Source organism: Chryseobacterium sp. AG363, from assembly GCF_003610675.1.
GTDB classification, from domain to species: domain Bacteria; phylum Bacteroidota; class Bacteroidia; order Flavobacteriales; family Weeksellaceae; genus Chryseobacterium; species Chryseobacterium cucumeris.
In genome coordinates this window covers 713,935-732,028 of record NZ_RAQF01000003.1, presented here as the reverse complement: position 1 = coordinate 732,028, position 18,094 = coordinate 713,935, and the positions used below count along the sequence as shown (strand labels likewise).

12 protein-coding genes and 1 riboswitch are annotated in these 18,094 nt (G+C 37.8%); of the genes, 2 read left to right on the top strand and 10 right to left on the bottom strand.

The window, feature by feature from the left end:
• Positions 1–1,293 precede the first annotated feature (1,293 nt).
• The 3 genes from cysS to folE form a co-directional block, all read right to left on the bottom strand.
• Positions 1,294–2,760 (bottom strand): cysteine--tRNA ligase, encoded by a 1,467-nt coding sequence (gene cysS / locus DEU39_RS16290; protein WP_120232633.1) that lies wholly within the window; start codon positions 2,758–2,760, stop codon positions 1,294–1,296.
• 125 nt (positions 2,761–2,885) lie between these two features.
• Positions 2,886–3,317 carry a DinB family protein gene (locus DEU39_RS16285; RefSeq protein WP_062673720.1) on the bottom strand — a complete coding sequence of 144 codons (432 nt, stop codon included), beginning with the start codon at positions 3,315–3,317 and terminating at the stop codon, positions 2,886–2,888.
• 6 nt (positions 3,318–3,323) lie between these two features.
• Positions 3,324–3,989 (bottom strand): GTP cyclohydrolase I FolE, encoded by a 666-nt coding sequence (folE, locus tag DEU39_RS16280; protein WP_034694807.1) that lies wholly within the window; start codon positions 3,987–3,989, stop codon positions 3,324–3,326.
• Between the two features lie 101 nt (positions 3,990–4,090).
• Here folE and DEU39_RS16275 point away from each other — a divergent pair, with 101 nt between their 5' ends.
• A complete protein-coding gene (locus DEU39_RS16275) occupies positions 4,091–5,242 on the top strand; it encodes a hypothetical protein (protein WP_120232632.1) in 1,152 nt (383 codons plus the stop codon).
• A 197-nt stretch (positions 5,243–5,439) separates the two neighbouring features.
• Here the strand turns inward: DEU39_RS16275 and metF are convergent, their stop codons facing one another.
• The 7 genes from metF to DEU39_RS16240 all read right to left on the bottom strand — a co-directional run bounded on the left by metF (position 5,440) and on the right by DEU39_RS16240 (position 15,058).
• Entirely contained in the window at positions 5,440–6,399 is a 960-nt protein-coding gene (gene metF, locus DEU39_RS16270; RefSeq protein ID WP_120232631.1) for a methylenetetrahydrofolate reductase [NAD(P)H], read from the bottom strand.
• A 7-nt stretch (positions 6,400–6,406) separates the two neighbouring features.
• A complete protein-coding gene (metH, locus tag DEU39_RS16265; RefSeq protein WP_120232630.1) occupies positions 6,407–9,067 on the bottom strand; it encodes a methionine synthase in 2,661 nt (886 codons plus the stop codon).
• Position 9,068: 1 nt separating this feature from the next.
• Positions 9,069–10,160 (bottom strand): fatty acid desaturase family protein, encoded by a 1,092-nt coding sequence (locus DEU39_RS16260; protein ID WP_120232629.1) that lies wholly within the window; start codon positions 10,158–10,160, stop codon positions 9,069–9,071.
• A gap of 82 nt (positions 10,161–10,242) precedes the next feature.
• Positions 10,243–11,253 carry a homocysteine S-methyltransferase family protein gene (locus tag DEU39_RS16255; protein WP_062673710.1) on the bottom strand — a complete coding sequence of 337 codons (1,011 nt, stop codon included), beginning with the start codon at positions 11,251–11,253 and terminating at the stop codon, positions 10,243–10,245.
• Positions 11,254–11,290: 37 nt separating this feature from the next.
• Complete coding sequence (locus tag DEU39_RS16250) at positions 11,291–12,451, bottom strand: O-succinylhomoserine sulfhydrylase (protein ID WP_120232628.1); 1,161 nt, start codon at positions 12,449–12,451, stop codon at positions 11,291–11,293.
• A 124-nt stretch (positions 12,452–12,575) separates the two neighbouring features.
• Positions 12,576–14,114, bottom strand: a complete 1,539-nt coding sequence (locus DEU39_RS16245) for an ACT domain-containing protein (protein ID WP_120232627.1) — start codon at positions 14,112–14,114, stop codon at positions 12,576–12,578.
• Between the two features lie 5 nt (positions 14,115–14,119).
• Complete coding sequence (locus DEU39_RS16240; protein WP_120232626.1) at positions 14,120–15,058, bottom strand: alpha/beta fold hydrolase; 939 nt, start codon at positions 15,056–15,058, stop codon at positions 14,120–14,122.
• Between the two features lie 60 nt (positions 15,059–15,118).
• A riboswitch (SAM riboswitch) is annotated at positions 15,119–15,225 on the bottom strand.
• Positions 15,226–15,413: 188 nt separating this feature from the next.
• Here DEU39_RS16240 and DEU39_RS16235 point away from each other — a divergent pair.
• On the top strand, positions 15,414–18,029 hold the full coding sequence (locus tag DEU39_RS16235) for an MGH1-like glycoside hydrolase domain-containing protein (protein WP_120232625.1): 2,616 nt from the start codon (positions 15,414–15,416) through the stop codon (positions 18,027–18,029).
• The last annotated feature ends 65 nt before the right edge of the window (positions 18,030–18,094 follow it).

The following is an 18,094-nucleotide window of genomic DNA, read 5'->3' as shown; positions in this document are numbered from 1 at the left end:
TCTTTCGCTTTTTAACGAAGCAATCTCTCTGTCAGTGTCGCTCCGTATTTGCGAGTGCAAAAGTAAAACTTTATTTTTTAATGACCAAATGTTTTGAAGAAAATTTTAAAGTTTTTTAAGTAACCTTAATCCTTCTCAAAACCTCAATCTCTCTACTCCTGCGCTCCCTCTAATTGGGACTGCAAAGATACAAACTCTTTTTAAACTGGCAACTTTTTTTACAAAAAGTTTTAAAGTTTTTTTTTCGTCCGTCTCTTTTTGGAAGTAATATCGTTTCTGCCCATCTAAAGGCTCTTCTGCGCTACTGAATGTCTTTCGTTTTTCAGTGGGGCAAAGATAGTAACTTCATACAACGCAAAACAAGTTTATTTAACATAAATTTTACTGTTTTGTAATATTTGCCGCTAAAGGACTGGGTAGCAGGGGGAAAAATTGTAAACATTTGTTTGGAAGATCGGGGTGAGAGTGTGGGAGAGTTTGAGTGTTTGAGTGTTTGAGGGGGAGAGAGGTATGATTCGGGGTGCGGGATGCGGGGGTGGGGGGTGATTATGGTCAAATAAAGTATATATTATATAATAGAGAGACTAGACTAGAGAGCTGACTTTCTTCGACGTAGACTGAAGAGTATATTATATATTATATAGAACAATAAGATTTAACTCCTGTACCCGTAATTAATTATAATGCTTCGACTCAGCTCAGCATGACATGGCTAATACTAACTGCTAAAAGACCTCAGATATTATCCTGCCAACTTACAAGCGCTCTTGTAAAGAATTTGGATTCCTGCGGAATGATACAATGGGAATAGGGATTTATACTCAATAATATGTTTACATAGAATTCTGCAATATGAAATTTCAATACCAATATTCCTTTTCTATCTGGAAACCCGAACCCTGAAACTCAATAACCCGAACCTCATCATTCATCATTCATCATTCATCATTCATCATTAACGGCTCCTACCCTAGCCCTGATAGCAATGGTTACCCCGCAGCTTGCGTCGGAGGGTGGGTGGATTTTTGGTGGGGAGATCCTTCGGCTTCGCTCAGGGTGACAGCGTTGGTGTGCACGGGCGCGAGGAGTATGAATGGATAGCAGGAAATAGCTCCTGAAAAAATTGGAGAGTTGAGTGTGAGTTGGTAAGAGAGTTTTAGAGAGGGGAAGTGAAGCACAAAGAGACATAATCTGAAATACGGATATATTCTCTAGAAGGGATAAAAAACATTCCGTAAGAATCCTTATAATAAGTAACTCCTACGGAATGGGGATAAAACGAAGTTATATTTTCTAGTTCAGAACGTATGATGTTCCGTCTCTTCCGTCTTTTAATTCGATACCTTCTGCAAGCAGTTTATCTCTGATTTGGTCTGAAAGTTCAAAGTTTTTGGATTTTCTTGCCTGGTTTCTCAATTCGATCAAAACTTTTAGGGTCTGATCCAGCTTTTCATTGTTATTTTCTTCTACGGTCTGGAGTCCAAGAACATCAAAGATAAAGGCATTGAGTGTAGTTTTCAAATCTTCAAGATCATCTGTTGAGATTGTTTCCTTACCATCATTCAAAGCAAAGATGTATTTCACTGCTTCAAACAGGTGAGCAATCAGGATTGGCGAATTGAAATCGTCTGTTAACGCTTCATATGCTTTATTTTTCCATTCTTTTAGGCTGAAACCGGATTGTTTGGTGTCATCAGCGGTAATAGAATTCAATACTTTCACTGCTTCCATTAATCTGATGAATCCTTTTTCACTCGCTATCATGGCATCATTTGAAATATCCAGAACGCTTCTGTAGTGTGCCTGCAGGAAGCAGAAACGTACAATTGAAGGATGGAAAGGTTTTTCAAAGAAGTCATTATCTCCTGTAACCAACTGCATCGGAAGGATATAGTTTCCTGTAGATTTGCTCATACGCTGAGAATTCATCGTCAGCATATTGGTGTGCATCCAATAATTTACCGGAGCTGCATCGTTGCAGGCTTTCCCCTGTGCAATCTCACATTCGTGGTGAGGAAACTTAAGATCCATTCCTCCTCCATGGATATCGAATGTTTCACCAAGATATTTTGTGCTCATTGCAGTACATTCAAGATGCCATCCCGGGAAACCTTCTCCCCACGGGGAATTCCATCTCATGATGTGAGCTGGGGATGCTTTTTTCCACAATGCAAAATCCTGTGGGTTTTTCTTTTCACCCTGTCCGTCAAGGTCTCTGGTATTGGCGAAAAGCTCTTCTATGTTACGTTTTGAAAGCTCACCATAATTCAGCCCTCTTTTGTTGTACTCCAAAACATCAAAATACACTGAACCGTTGCTTTCGTAAGCAAATCCTCTTTCAATTAGTTTTTGAGTTAACTCGATCTGCTCTACAATATGTCCTGTAGCAGTAGGCTCGATGTTTGGAGGAAGTAAGTTGAACATATCCAGGACTTTGTGGAAGTCTACGGTGTATTTCTGTACAATTTCCATAGGCTCCAGTTTTTCAAGTCTGGTCTGTTTTACGAATCTGTCGTTATCAACATTTCCATCATCGGTAAGGTGACCTGCATCAGTAATATTTCTTACATATCTTACTTTATATCCCAAATGCATCAGGGTACGGTAGATAAAATCGAAAGACAGGAAAGTTCTTACATTGCCTAAATGTACATTGCTGTACACAGTAGGTCCGCAGACGTACATTCCGACGTTTCCTTCTAAGATAGGTTTGAATATTTCTTTTTCTGCTGTAAGCGAGTTATATATTTTTAATTGCATTTATTTTTAAGTTAAAAGATTTAATGATTTTAAAGATTCAAAATTGAGTTAAAAATTACTTTTGTCACAACAAATAATTGTCGTGATAAAGATCTTATCTGAAACTTTTTTAAATTTTATCATAATTAAATCGCTTTTAAATGATGCTGCAGATGATCTACATAATCATCGATAATAAACTCCAATGTATAGATCCGTGGTTCTGATTTGGTCGTATCACAGGTTCTCTGTAATGCTTCGTCAGGGATATTTTCTACGATATGAACAATCTGATAGTTCAAAGATTTCCACAGGTCAATAAGATCTGAAGTAGGAACATTCTGATAGTTCTGAGCTTTTACCCAAAAATTCTGATCATATACAATATTTTCGTTCTCTTTATATTGTGTCACAACAAATCTACGGATATTTGTAAAAGCACTGTCACAAAGATGGCCAATAATTTCTTTTTTGGACCATTTTTCTGAAGAACTTCTATATGACCATTCTTCTTCAGTGATATTTTGAAATCTCTGAAGCTCGGCATCGATAATATTTCTAAGAATCTGGTAGTTCATTGTTTATTAATCCAGTTTTGCATGGCTTCCTACGTAGTGTAAGAACTCCTGTCTTGTAATAGGGTTTGTTCTGAAAATACCACTCAATTCTGCAGTAATGGTAGAACTTGCCGTATCTTTTATTCCTCTGCAGTTTACACAAAGGTGTTTTGCATCAATGATACATGCCACATCTTTCGTTCCCAAAGCTTCTTTCAAAGCATCTACAATTTGCATGGTAAGTCTTTCCTGAACCTGTGGCCTTTTCGCGTAGTAATCTACAATTCTGTTAATTTTTGAAAGACCGATTACTTCTCCATTGGAAATATAAGCAACATGCGCTCTTCCTATGATGGGTAAAAAGTGGTGTTCACAGAAAGAATATACGGTGATATCCTTTTCTACCAACATCTGGCGGTATTTGTATTTGTTGGAGAAAGTGGAGATTCCTGGTTTGTTTTCAGGAAGAAGTCCTCCGAAGATCTCGTTCACATACATTTTGGCAACACGTCTTGGAGAGTCTTTCAGAGAATCATCTGTCATATCCATTCCCAGCGTTTCCATGATCTCGCCAAAAAGCTCAGTAATTTTTTCAATTTTTTCCTGTGGCGATTTATCAAAAGCATCTTCCCTTATAGGCGTATGTTCTTTTCCAGTGAAAATATCATCGTCGTTATCAGTAAAATCAACCATTTTTATTTAATTTGCAGCAAAAATACGGATAATATCTTTTTCTCTATTTCAAATAAGATGAAAAACATTATCTTTTATAGCCATTTCTGATAAAAAAACATATGATTATTGTCGAAGAAGTACAAAACCATCTCCATAAAAGGGAATTTCTGGAATTCCCGGCCCGCCTTTATGAACACGACAAAAATTATATCCGCCCTTTAGATAAACATATTGAGGAAATTTTTGATCCTGCCAAGAATAAATTCTTTAAAAACGGAGAATGTAAGAGGTTTCTGTTTAAAAAGAATGGCAGCACCGTTGGGAAAGTAGCTGTTTTTGTAAACAGCTGTTATGAGCAAAAGCAGCCTACGGGAGGAATGGGTTTTTTCGACTGTATTAATGATCAGGAAACGGCTAATTTTATTTTTGATCATTGTAAAAACTGGCTTCAGGAAAAAGGAATTGAGGCGATGGATGGACCTATCAATTTTGGGGAACGGGATAAATTCTGGGGTCTGCTGATTGAAGGTTTCATAGAACCTTTGTTTGGGATGAATTATAACTTCCCTTATTACAAAGATCTTTTTGAGAATTATGGGTTTCAGATTTATTTTGAGCAGCTATGTTTTACCAGACCTGTTTTTGCAGAAGTTTCGAGGATCTTTACCATTGCACATGAAAAGAACAGAAGAAACCCTGCGGTCTCAGCCCAACCTATGAAAAAGCATAATCTGCCGAAGTTTGCAAAGGATTTTACAGAGATTTATAATAAAGCATGGGCATCTCATGGAGAAGGAAAGCATCTGGAAGAAGCAAAAGTTCTGAAGATGTTCAACACCATGAAACCTATCATCAACGAGCATATCTCCTGGTTTGTATACGAAAACGGAAAACCGATTGCGATGTGGATCAATATTCCTGATCTCAACCAGTGGTTTAAATACCTGAACGGGAAATTCGGGATTTTTCAAAAGCTCAAGTTTTTGTTGTTAAAACGTTTTAAGAAGAATGAAAAAATGGTGGGTCTCGTTTTCGGTGTTGTCCCGGAATGGCAAAAGAAAGGTATTGACGGGTATATGATCTGGGAAGGAACTCAACATTTAAGAAAACATACGGATTTTACAATTACGGAACTTCAGTGGATTGGTGATTTTAATCCTAAAATGATTAAGATTGCAGAAGCTCTTGAAACTACGGTTACCCGAAAGTTGGCTACTTATCGATATTTATTTGACAGGAGTAAGGATTTTGAGAGACATACTGGTCTTTAGAGTAAGGATGACGGAAGCTGGAATTAGGAGGTTTATTTTTAAGGAAGGAAAGATGGAATCAACAAAGTTGATTCTTTCTAAGCGGGTGTATAGCCCATGGCTTTATTTATTTTATCTTTTAAATTAATTCTGTATCAGATTTCAAAAAATAAAAACCCTGCTTTTTACAGCAGGGTTCCTTCATTTTGGTACTTTTATTAGAATAGCTCACCGGCTACTTTTTTGATGTTATCACTTTTTCCCATTGAGTAAAAGTGGAGAACAGGAACTCCAAAGTCCAAAAGTTCTTTACACTGAGCAATAGACCATTCTATTCCGATCTGTTTTACCGCTTCATTATTTTTTGCATTCTCCACCTCATTGATCAGTTCTTCTGGAAGATCTATTTTGAATACCTGTGGCAGGATTTTCAAGTGCTTCTTAGTGGCAATAGGTTTGATTCCCGGAATAATTGGAACCATTATTCCCATTTCTCTTGCTTTCTGAACGAATTCAATATACTTTTTATTGTCAAAAAACATCTGGGTAACGATATAATCTGCTCCGGCATCTACTTTTTGCTTCAGCCACTTCAGATCATAATTCATGGAGGGCGCTTCCATATGTTTTTCGGGATATCCAGCAACACCGATGCAGAATTTGTTCAGTTCATCACAAACCTGTTCTTCGTTATGAAGATATTTTCCCCTTCCCAGATCATTAATCTGGTTGACAAGATCCATTGCACTAGCGTGTCCTCCCTGAGTAGGTTCAAAATACTGATGTCCTTTCATGGCGTCCCCTCTTAAGGCCATTACATTATCTATCCCAAGATACATACAGTCTACCAGCAGATATTCTGTTTCTTCTTTTGTAAAACCTCCGCAAAGAAGATGTGGTACTGTATCAACATTGTATTTATGCTGGATGGCAGCACAAATCCCCAGTGTTCCGGGGCGCATTCTTGTAATACGACGCTCCATCAAACCATTTCCTTTGTCCAGATAAATGTATTCTTCTCTGGATGTGGTCACATCAATGAAAGGAGGTTTGAACTCCATCAACGGATCTATATTGGTATAAAGGTCTTCAATACCTATTCCCTTTTGTGGCGGAACAACTTCTAAGGAGAATAAAGTTTTTCCATTTGCGTTTTTAATGTGTTCTGTTATCTTCATGTCAATGTTAATCTGCTAAATTGGGTGACAACCATTTTTTCGCTTCCTGGATGCTACAACCTCTTCTTGCTGCATAATCTTCAAGCTGGTCTTCTGTTATTTTTCCTAATCCGAAATATTTGGCATGCGGGCTTCCGAAATAATATCCGGAAACAGATGCTGTAGGGAACATGGCAAGGCTTTCTGTAAGGAAAACCCCAGTATTCTCTTCTACTTTTAAAAGGTCCCAGATGGTTTTCTTTTCCAGATGGTCCGGGCAAGCCGGATAACCTGGGGCGGGACGGATTCCTTTATATTTTTCGGCAATCAATTCTTCATTGCTTAAGTTTTCCTGATTGGCATATCCCCAATATTCTGTTCTTACTTTTTTGTGCAAAAATTCTGCATAAGCTTCTGCAAAACGGTCTGCAAGAGCTTTTACCATGATGGAATTATAATCATCATTGGCTTTTTCGTATTCCGTGGACAGTTCATCGGTACCAAATCCGGTGGTTACACAGAATGCTCCTACATAATCGGTTTTTCCTGAACTTTGAGGGGCGATAAAATCACTGAGTGCGAGATAGTCTTTTCCTTTTGATCTCTGAGCCTGCTGTCTTAAGGTTAAAAACTTTGCCTGCTCATTATTATTTTCATCAAAAATTAAAATATCATCGGATTCATTGGAATTGGCCTTAAAGATTCCGAAGATGGCTTTTGCGGTTAAAAGTTTCTCATCCAGAATTCTATTCAAAATGACCTGAGCATCTTTGAACAGTTCTTTTGCCTGAGCTCCTACCACCTCATCTTCCAGAATATTCGGGTATTTTCCGTGAAGATCCCAGCTTCTGAAAAACGGAGACCAGTCGATGAAAGGAAGAAGCTCTCTCAGATCCTGATTTTCAATTACTTTTATTCCGAGATTATTCGGTGTGAAAATTTCTTCATTTTCCCAGTCAATTTTAAATTGATTTTCCCTTGCTTCTTTAATGGAAACATAATCTTTATCCACCTGTCTGTTCAGAAACTTTTCTCTGAAATCAGAGTAGTCGTTCTTTAAATCCGAAACATATTCTTTATTTCTGTCACCCAGCAATGAGCTTACAACGTTTACCGCTCTTGAAGCATCATTTACGTGAACGACGGCATTTTTATATTTTAAATCTATTTTGACTGCGGTATGTGCTTTTGACGTTGTAGCACCGCCGATTAATAGAGGGAAATCCAAATTTTGTCTTTCTAATTCTGAAGCGATGTACACCATTTCATCCAAACTTGGGGTAATCAGTCCGCTTAATCCTATAACATCTACTTTTTCTTCAATGGCAGTCTGAATAATCTTTTCGGCGGGAACCATTACTCCAAGGTCAACAATTTCATAGTTGTTACAACCTAAAACGACACTCACAATGTTTTTGCCTATATCATGAACATCTCCTTTTACGGTTGCCATTAATATTTTTCCGTTGGCAGGTTTTGTTCCGTCTTTTTCTGCTTCAATAAAGGGCTGCAAATAGGCTACTGCCTTTTTCATTACCCTTGCAGACTTCACTACCTGAGGAAGGAACATTTTTCCGCTACCGAATAAATCTCCTACGACTCCCATTCCGGTCATCAGATTAACTTCGATAACATGTAGCGGTCTTTCTGCCAATTGTCTTGCTTCTTCTACATCTTCTTCAATAAAACGGTCTATTCCTTTTACCAAAGCATGGGTAATTCTTTCCTGCAATGGATTGTTTCTCCATTCTAAGTCTTCAGTTTTTTCTTTCTTAACTGATTTATGCTTTTCGGAATAGTCGAGAAGTCTTTCTGTAGCATCTTCTCTTTTATCCAGGATGACATCTTCTACAAGCTCCAGTAATTCTTTATTGATCTCGTCATACACTTCCAGCATTGCCGGATTCACGATACCGATGTTCATTCCTGCCTGAATCGCATGGTACAGGAATACAGAGTGCATGGCTTCTCTCACCGTATCATTTCCACGGAAAGAGAAAGAAACATTACTCACTCCTCCACTCACGGATGCGTAAGGAAGGTTTTGTCTTACCCAGCGTGTCGCTTCAATAAAATCGATGGCATTTCTTCTGTGCTCATCCATTCCAGTTGCTACCGGAAAGATATTTAAGTCGAAAATGATATCTTCTGCGGGGAAGCCAATCTGGTTCACCAAAATATCATAGGAACGTTTTGAAATTTCAATTCTTCGTTCAAAACTGTCTGCCTGTCCTACCTCATCAAATGCCATTACAATGACAGCTGCACCATACCTTTTGATGGCCTTGGCATGTTTGATAAATTCTTCCTCGCCTTCTTTTAAGCTAATGGAATTCACGACACATTTTCCCTGAGCTACCTGAAGACCTGCTTCAAGGATCTCCCATTTGGAAGAATCTACCATAATCGGGATTCTTGCAATATCCGGTTCAGAGGCAATTAAGTTCAGGAATTTGATCATCGATGCTTTTCCATCGATCAACCCATCATCAAAGTTAACATCCAGAATCTGGGCACCTCCTTCTACCTGATGGCGGGCAATATCTAAGGCTTCAGAGAATTTCTCCTCTTTAATCAGTCTTAAAAACTTTTTGGATCCGGCAACATTTGTTCTTTCACCAACGTTGATGAAATTACTTTCCGGGGTTATGATAAGAGGCTCGAGGCCTGATAATCTTAAATACTTCATTTTATTCTTCTAAAATATAGTAGGCATTATTGGCATTCTGCTTCAATAAATCCCTATGCTTACTTAAAGCTGTAATCAGCGGAAATCTTTTGTATGCTAAACCATGTTCTTTAGCAAATTTTTCAATCTCCTCTGTAATTTCATTATAATACATATAACTGTAATTGGGAAACAGATGGTGAGCAACGTGAAAATTGAAATTTCCCAACACATTTCTTACAAACCAGTTATTTTCTTTGAGATCATTGGTTACTTCCAGCTGGTGGCGAAGCCAGCTAAACGGCAGACCATTCTCTTTATTTAATTTTGGAAAAGCATTATCAGGAAGCGGATGCAAAGGCAGTAAAACAAACAATGCAAAAATACTTGCTGATATCACCTGTAAAAACCACGCTCCTAAAGCCAATCCTATTGATACTTTAAAGAACACTACAGGAACCACAATCTGATAAAAGAAATAGAACAGCTTATAGCTTATCATTTTTACTTTTTCAATGGTGGGTATCTTTCCCTGGGTTTTTAAAATCACCCTTTCTTTATCAAAAAAGTCTCTGAAGTCTCTTATAAACATCCAATTGAACAAATACAACGGATAGACTAAAAAGAAAAACTTGTCCTGATACTTCTGTACTCCTTTCGCTTTAATCCACGGTACAATTAAAAGCAGTCCGCTCTGTTCGATATCCGTATCCCATCCATCTACGTTCGGATAGGCGTGATGGCTTGCGATATGTCTTTTTTTCCAGATATATGAATTGGCGCCTACAAAGTCAAAAATGTGAAGAACCAGCCCGTTTAATCTTTTACTCTTATAAATGTTATTATGGGCCGCTTCGTGGATTAAGTTTAAATAAATTAAAACCAGAGAGATTCCCATTAAAACAAAACTCAGAATATAGATCCAATGCTTTTCGGCATTAAGAACAGCCAGAATATATAAACCTATATAGATCAGTGGAAGTAGTACCGCTTTGATCTGAATGTAGATATCTCTGTTTTCAGAAATGGCTTCTACTCTTTGGTTCACTTTCTTTCTCAGCTCATTAAATAATCTGACATCCTCGGAATCTTTTAAGTAAATTGGCTTTTCCATATTTATAACTTTGTGGTTTACTTAAAGTTAATATTAATATTTCAGCCTTTATTCTTGATTTTAATTTAAAAAATCTATCAAATCATACAAATTTCTTCAATTTCCTTGGCTCATATTTTTCTACCAGATCAGCAATCGCTTTAATATGTTCAGGCGTTGTACCACAGCATCCTCCTATAATATTGATTAATCCTTTCTCTACATATTCTTTGATCTGCCTTGCCATATCTTCCGGAGTTTCGTCATATTTTCCAAAAGCATTCGGTAAACCGGCATTCGGATATGCTGAAACATAGAATTCTGAATTATGAGCCAGTGTTTCAAGATAAGGAGTCAGCTGATCTGCTCCCAATGCACAGTTGAAACCTACACTTAATAAATTCAGGTGGGAAACTGAGATCAGAAAAGCTTCTGCGGTCTGTCCGCTCAAAGTTCTTCCGGAGGCATCGGTAATGGTCCCTGAAACCATGATCGGGATCTCAATTCCTCTTTCGTCCTGCAGTTCATCAATAGCGAATAAAGCAGCTTTTGCATTCAAAGTATCAAAGATGGTTTCTACCAGAAGGATGTCTGAACCCCCATCCAACAAAGCTTCACACTGCTGTTTGTAAGCTACTCTCAATTCTTCAAAAGTGATGGCTCTGTATCCCGGATCATTCACATCAGGGCTTAAACTTGCTGTTCTGTTTGTAGGTCCGATAGATCCTGCTACAAATCTCGGTTTGTCTGGATTTTTCGCAGTATACTCATCACAGGCTTTTCTGGCAATTTTTGCTGACTCATAGTTCAGGTCGTATACCAGATCTTCCATGTGGTAATCTGCCATCGCAATGGTAGTTCCTGAAAATGTATTGGTTTCAATAATATCAGCTCCGGCTTCCAGATATTTCTTATGAACTTCTTCAATCGCCTGTGGCTGTGTCAGAGAAAGCAGGTCATTATTTCCTTTTACCGGATGTTCCCAGTCTTTAAAACGCTCTCCACGGTAGTCTTCTTCTTCGAATTTGTATCTCTGAAGCATGGTACCCATCGCTCCGTCAAGAATTAAAATTCTTTCGGATAAAGCTTTATATAATTGTTCTGAATTTTTCATTTTAATCTATTTTGGCTAAAACCAGTTGCTATTTGAATTAATCCAAAGCTTGTTTTAAATCTGCAATGATATCTTCTACATTTTCCAGTCCTACTGAGCAACGTACCAGTCCTGCAGTAATCCCTACTTCATTTCTTTCTTCGTCTGATAATTTGGAATGCGTTGTAGAAGCCGGATGCGTAACGATCGTTCTTGTATCACCTAGATTAGCAGACAATGAACACATTTGTATCTTATCTAAAAAGTTTCTTCCTCCTTCTATTCCCCCTTTTATTTCAAACGCCACAATATTTCCTCCGAGTTTCATCTGCTTTTTGGCGACTTCATAACTAGGATGGGATTTCAGGAATGGATATTTTACCAGTTCAACATTAGGATGGCTTTCTAAAAACTCCGCTACTTTCAAGGCATTCTCACAGTGTTTTTCTACACGGATCGCCAATGTTTCTAAACTTTTTGATAATACCCAGGCATTAAAAGGAGACAATGCAGGACCTGTATTTCTTGCGAAAAGATAAATTTCTCTGATCAGGTCTTCTTTTCCTACCGCTATTCCTCCTAAAACTCTTCCTTGTCCGTCAATCAGTTTCGTTGCTGAGTGTACCACAATATCTGCACCATATTTGATAGGCTGCTGAAGGTAAGGTGTTGCAAAACAATTATCTACAATAAATATAAGATTATGCTTTTTGGCGATCTGACCGAAAAACTCAAGATCCAGAATTTCAATAGCGGGATTGGTAGGAGTTTCAAGGTATAAGATCTTTGTATTAGGTTTGATGTATTGCTCCACATTCGCTGCATCTTCTGCTTTGAAATAAGAGGTTTCAATATTCCATTTCGGGAAATATTTGGTAAACAAAGTGTGGGTAGACCCGAATACTGACTGGCAGCTTACAATATGATCTCCAGCGTTTAACAATGCTGCAAATGTAGAATAGATGGCTGCCATTCCTGTTGCAAAGGCATATCCTGCTTCTGCACCTTCCATTTTAGCGATCTTATCTGTAAACTCGGTTACGTTTGGATTAGAGAAACGGCTGTATAAGTTTTTTGGTTTTTCTTCTGCAAAGCTTGCTCTCATATCTTCTGCATCCTGAAATATAAAGCTGGAGGTAAGATAGAGCGGCGTAGAATGCTCATCAAACTGAGTTCTTTCCGTCTGGGTTCTTATTGCTGATGTTTCAAAATTTTCCATATAGTTTTAATTAATTTACCAAAATAGCAGTCTAACAATGTACCAATTAAAATCTTCGCTTTGCTCAGAATAACGACACCAATTATTGGTAAACTGGTACATTATTAGATTGTTACATTAAATATTATTTTGTTTCACTTACTCTTAAAATATCTCCGAATACTCCTCTTGCGGTTACCTTTGCACCAGCTCCGGCTCCCATAATCACGATTGGATTTTCTCCATAGCTTTCTGTGTAGATTTCAAAGATGGAGTCTGAACCTTTCAGTTGTCCCAATGCTGAAGTTGCAGGAACAGAAACCAGTTTTACATCCAGTTCACCTTTATCTTTCTGTAAATCTCCGTGCAGATCACCTACATATCTCAATACATGTCCGGGTTCCTGGTTTTCTTTTATTTTCTGGTATTCTTCGTCAAGCTCCTCTAGTCTTGAAAGGAATTCTGATTTTGAAACTTCAAGTAAATTTTCAGGAACCAGATTTTGAATGCTGATATCATCAAATTCATTGATTAAGTCTAATTCTCTTGCCAGAATCAATAATTTTCTTGCCACATCATTTCCTGAAAGGTCTTCTCTTGGATCCGGTTCGGTGTATCCTTTTTCCAAAGCTTCATTGATGATGGTTGAAAATTTATCATCTCTTAAAGAAAAATTGTTGAAAACATAGCTCAGTGTTCCTGAGAATACCCCTTTGATTCTTGTGATATTTTCTCCTGAAAGGTGTAATAACTTGATGGTGTCAATTAACGGTAAACCAGCTCCTACATTGGTTTCATACAAATACCGTCTGTTGTTTTTATTCAACGTATATCTTAGTTTTCTGTATTCTTCAATCGGAAGGGTATTGAAAATTTTGTTGGAAGAAACCAGATCAAACCCGTTTTCTGCCAAAGCGTGATAGTTTTTAACAAAATCCTTGCTTGCCGTGTTATCCACAACAATCAGGTTCTCCAGTTGATTTTCATTAGAGAAATTAATTAACTCTTCAACATTAGATGGATGCTCTGCTGTTAAAACCTCATCATTCCAATGGGCATCAAATCCTTTTTTGTTGAAGGCAATTTTTTTTGAATTGGCTACCGCAACGACTTTAAGGTCTATTTTTTTGCGTTTTTTAATCTCTTCTGCAGATTCAAGTACTTGTTCTATCAAGGTTTTCCCTACGTTTCCATGGCCAATAATGGCCAGATGAACGGTCTTTGGCTTTTTGAAAATTTCAGATTCTATGATGTTTCTTGTTTTTTCATCCTGTGAAGACGTCACAACGATATTGACTCTGTTTTCTCCTGCTACCTGGTTCAAAAGCAATGGAAAAACATTGTTTCTGGCAAGTTCTGCAAAAACTTTATTGAAATCTTCTGCAACAAAACCAATCACAGAAACATTATTGATACTATATATTTGGGAAACTTTTCCTGACTTTCTTTCTGCTTCGAATTCATCAATAAGACAAGCCACTGCTTTCTCTGCATCATTTTCATGAACCAGGATAGAAATTCCGTTTTCTACGGCCTGTTGAGAGATTACTCCTACACTGATACGCGCCAAAGTAAGCGCTTTAAAAATTCGTCCGTCAATCCCGATTTCTCCCAGGAAATCTTCTCCTTCAAATTTAACGATTGATCTGTTCTTCAAAAATTTTATTTCGTTAGCATTTTTCATTACTTCTATAAAATGTTTTTAATGATATTATTTAATTGTTGATATTCCATTAGGAAGGCATCATGCCCGTGTATAGATTGGATCTCGTGATAAGAAACATCTTTATTTTTCTCTTTTAAGTTTTCAAAACACATTCGGATTTCAGAAGCCGGGAAAAATAAATCTGTATCTACGGAGATCATGTGCATTCGTGCCTGTATGTTCTCCAGTGCTGTATCAGTAGCATTTATATTCATCAAGAGATGATTCATCAGTTTGTAACTCTTTAAACTAAACCTTTCGTTTAGTGCGTTACCATGATAAACCAGCCAGTCTTCTGATTCCAGGCGTTGTTTGTCCTGGTTATATTGGTTTTGAAATCTGTCATTGAGCGACTGCGGTGTTCTGTAGCACAACATGGCATGAATTCTTGCTTTCTGTAATGGTTCTTCTTTATCATTTAATAAAAATTTCTGAACCAGACACTGTGCATGAAGCCAGTCGTGCGTTCTGTAATCGCAGGCAATAGGAATAAAAATCTCAGCAAGATCCGGCTGCTGGGCAAGCATTTCCCAGGCAATTCCTCCTCCCAAAGAGCCTCCGATAATGGCATATAAATTTTTGATATGTAACGCTTCAAGTCCTTTCAAAAATATCGCTGCGATATCTGAAGGAGTAAAGTCTTCATAGTCTTCAATTAAAAAATCGTCATATCCGTTTCCTGGTATGTTGAAGCACAGAACGGTATATTGATCAGTATCAACAATCTGATTTTTTCCCACCAGCTGTTTCCACCAGCCTTTTTCTCCGGATACGTTTGAATTTCCGGTAAGAGCATGGTTGATTAAAATGACAGGGGCTGTAAACAGATCTTTCCCAAAGAGCTGATAGCTCAACGGGATATGGTATTCCTTTTGGGAATGAGTTTGATACGTAAGATTAATATAGTTTAGTTCTGTTTTCAATTCTATTAAATTTTAATACAATTGAAAATGCCACAGGAAATGGCTGAAAAGAACTTCAGTGAGTTATCTGTCCAAAATTATTTGGTAGAACGTAGCACCTTCTTTGCTTGCGCAAAGGGTTGCTAAGGTTTCATAGGGTCTAATCCCTCAACCTTTCTTGATAACATTTTCAATATTTGAATGAACGAATGGTGCAAAGGTAGTTCTTTTCTTTTAATTTCAAAAAAAAATTATTTTAATATTTAAAAAAGCCCTTAAATACAAGTATTCCAAGAGTATATTAATAATTATTCAGATGAAAAAAATTGGAATTACTTCTCAAAAAAACTAACTTCGTATGGAAAAGTGATGAGATATGACCGCCGAAAAAGATAGATTACAAGATACCAAATGGAAAAACTGGGGACCTTATGTAAGCAACCGGCAGTGGGGAAATGTACGTGAAGATTATAGCCCGAACGGGAATGCCTGGAATTTTACCAACCATAATAATGCAGAAAGCTATGCCTACCGATGGGGAGAAGAAGGTATTGCCGGAATTTCTGATATAAAGCAGCTTTTGTGTTTTGCTTTTTCATTCTGGAACAAGAAAGACAAAATGGTAAAGGAACGATTCTTTGGGTTGAGCAATCCTCAGGGAAATCATGGGGAAGACATCAAAGAAATCTTTTATTATCTGGATAATACACCTACTCATAGCTATATGAAAATGGTGTATAAATATCCGATCAATGAATTTCCTTACGATGACCTTGTTGCAGAAAACGGAAGACGCAGTAAAAAGGAACCGGAATATGAAATTTTCGATACCGGAATTTTCGATAATGATGAATATTTTGATATTTTCATTGAATATTGCAAGGCCGATCACAATGATATTCTTGCCAGAGTAACGGTCTGTAACCGGAGTCAGCATGAAGCACCTATTTTGGTAGCGCCCACTATATGGTTCAGAAACAACTGGAAATGGGGATACAATACCTATAAAGCAGAAGTCAATGCTTCTTATGACGGAAGTATCAACATTGAACACGACAGTATTTCGATCAAGAAGCTTTATTCCCGAAATACCAATGCACAAAGTGTATTTTGTGATAATGAAACCAATAATTCTAAGCTTTATGGGGCTCCTGCAGGTGAAAATACATATTTCAAAGATGGAATCAATCATTTTATTATCCATCAAACGAATACGATAAATCCCGCAAAGAAAGGGACAAAAGCTTCTTTTCTGATTGATGAGCTTATTGGTGCCGGAGAATCCAAAGTTTTTGAATTCAGATTATGCCCGGCTGAAGCTGATGAGCCTTTTGAAAAGTTTGATGAAATATTCAATACGCGACAGGCTGAAGCTGAAGAATTTTATAAAGAAATTCAAAATGATACCGTTAACGAAGATGAAAGAAATGTTCAGAGACAGGCTTTTGCAGGACTTCTCTGGAATAAGCAGTTCTATCATTACAATATTGGAAAATGGCTGAAAGGTGATCCCAACTTTGAAGCCCCAAGAAATTTCAACGAATATGTAAGAAATACGGAATGGAATCATCTCCATAATAAGGATATTATTTCTATGCCCGATAAATGGGAGTATCCATGGTATGCCACATGGGATCTGGCATTTCACTGTGTTCCGTTTTCCATCATCGATGCGGAATTTGCCAAGGGACAACTTTTGCTCCTTACTAAGGAATGGTACATGCATCCTAATGGACAGCTTCCAGCCTATGAATGGAATATGAGTGACGTGAACCCGCCGGTACACGCCTGGTCATGCTTCCGTGTTTTCAAAATTGATGAAAAAGCTAACGGAAAACCGGATTTATTATTTTTAGAGAAAGTTTTCCAGAAACTGCTTCTTAATTTCACCTGGTGGGTGAACCGAAAGGATAAAAACGGAAAAAATATCTTTGGTGGAGGGTTTCTTGGTCTCGATAATATCGGAGCTTTTGACCGGAATATGGAACTAAAGGACGGACAGCATCTTGAACAGGCAGACGGAACCAGCTGGATGGCCATGTATGCATTGAATATGATGCGTATTGCAATGGAGCTTGCCCAGTATTATCAGGTATATGAAGATATGGCCATCAAGTTTTTTGAGCATTATCTTTATATCGCTGAAGCTATGGAAAACCTGGGCGAAGGAACGAAAGGGCTTTGGAACGAAGAAGACGGATTCTTCTATGATGTCCTACAGCTAGGAAATGGAGACAGTGTTTCTTTAAAATTACGAAGTATTGTGGGTTTGATTCCTATGTTCGCTGTTGAGATTGTTGACCACCGCTTACTGGAAAAGATGCCGAATTTCAGAACCCGAATGGAGTGGATCTTAAAGAACAAGCCGGAGTTGACCAAACTGGTTTCTCACTGGGATGAGGAAGGACAAGGCCGAAAACACCTTATGAGTATCCTCCGCAAAAACAGACTGACAAAGGTTCTGACCAGAATGCTTGATGAAAATGAATTCCTGAGTTCTTACGGAATCCGCGCCATGTCTAAGGTATATGAGGAAAATCCTTTTGTCTTCTCTGTACATGGGTCTGAAAATATAGTCTACTATACACCTGCAGAAAGTGACAGCCGTATGTTTGGCGGAAACAGCAACTGGCGCGGTCCAATTTGGTTTCCGATCAATTTTCTGATTGTTGAAAGTCTGCAGCGCTTCCATTATTACTATGGAAATAGTCTGAAAGTAGAACTTCCCACAGGAAGTGGTGATAAAAGAAATCTTGATGAAGTGGCTCAAAATATAAGTAAAAGACTCTGCTCTCTATTTTTAAAGGATGAACATGGACAAAGAGCTTTCAACGGAGGTAATCCAAAGTTCAATTATGATGAACACTTCAGAGATTATATTACATTTTTTGAATATTTTCATGGAGATAATGGCCGTGGTGTGGGTGCTTCCCACCAAACAGGATGGACAGCTACAGTGGCAAAACTGATAAAACCAAGACTCACCTTTTAATAAGCAATGAGGAATTGGTAATGAGTAATATAAAAGCCGGATGTTTCATCCGGCTTTTTACTATT